The sequence below is a fragment of the Oleiphilus sp. HI0061 genome (genome assembly GCF_001635675.1).
On sequence record NZ_LWFE01000542.1, the window covers coordinates 1 to 1,185 of the forward strand.

Below are 1,185 nucleotides of genomic sequence, written 5' to 3' on the forward strand. Positions count from 1 at the left end.
GATATTTTAGGTATCGATTACTTTTATGGTGTTAAAAGTGCTCTTAAAGAACGTGGTGCCAAGGTTTATGCGCCGAATGTGACTGCATGGGATGATGCATACCAGCGTGGAGAAGACCTTATTGCAGCATTGGAAGATCTTCGTGCGGCGACGGGTGCGCAGAAATTCAACTTGATGGGCCACAGCTTGGGTGGGCCAACTGTACGCTATGCAGCGGGCGTAAGACCTGACTTGGTTGCTTCGGTAACGACTATCAATGCGGTGAACTTTGGTTCTGACTTCGCTGATGTTGCTCGCGGTATCGTTCCTGTTGGTGGTGGCCTTGAAGCATTGGTCGAAGGATCTCTTAATCTGCTTGGTAACGTAATTGATGCCTTGTCAGGCAACCCTGAGTATGCGCAGGATGCGAAGGCCTCAGTAACGTTCATGACATCGCCAGGCGCTAACCAGTTTAACGCTTTATTCCCGGATGGAAAGCCTAGCTCACGTTGTGGTGAAGGTGCATCTAAAGTAAATGGTATTCGTTACTACTCATGGGGTGGTGATGCGACATTTACCAATGCTTTAGATATTTCAGATGCGTTCTTGATGTTTACGGGTGCAACGATCAGTGGTGCGAACGATGGCTTGGTTGAACGTTGTGACCAGCATTGGGGAGATGTTATCGGTACGCGCTATAACATGAACCATATGGATGCAGTGAATCATGTCTTTGGTATTCACCATCTGTTTGAGACTGATCCTCTAACTTTATATAAGAATCAGGCATCACGCTTGAAGTCTGCTGGACTATAAGCCTTTTACAGCTCCTCTATGCTTTTAGGGGAGCTGTTTTCAGCAGCTAGTAGAACTTCTAACTTTCCAAGAACATAAGGTATCGCTTGTCAATGACTCATCAAACCAAACTAGTTAAGAGAAGCTTTCTATTGGGCGGTGCTGGCGTAGCAGCATTGGCGATGATTGTAAGTACTTTTGTATTTGATGAAGGGGGGGCGGCTCATACTAGTCTCCTCAGTCTGAATCAAGGCAGCAGGTTATCTCAGCTTGAGGATCGGCCATTGGCGAGTGATCAGGCTGAAGGTGTTCAGCTTATCAATGCCCTTGCATACGAGAGTCGACTAGGTACATTGCCTGACTCGCTTCAAGGGACTCAAATGCAGCAAAGTCTGCAGGTGGATGACCAGG

The 1,185-nt window shown here is 47.2% G+C and carries 2 protein-coding genes; both read left to right on the top strand.

What is annotated here, in order from left to right; translation table 11 throughout:
• Window positions 1–795: triacylglycerol lipase (locus tag A3735_RS07105; RefSeq protein ID WP_197485729.1), on the top strand; the 795-nt coding region annotated here is incomplete at its 5' end.
• 92 nt (window positions 796–887) lie between these two features.
• Window positions 888–1,185: hypothetical protein (locus tag A3735_RS07110; RefSeq protein ID WP_156499490.1), on the top strand; the 298-nt coding region annotated here is incomplete at its 3' end.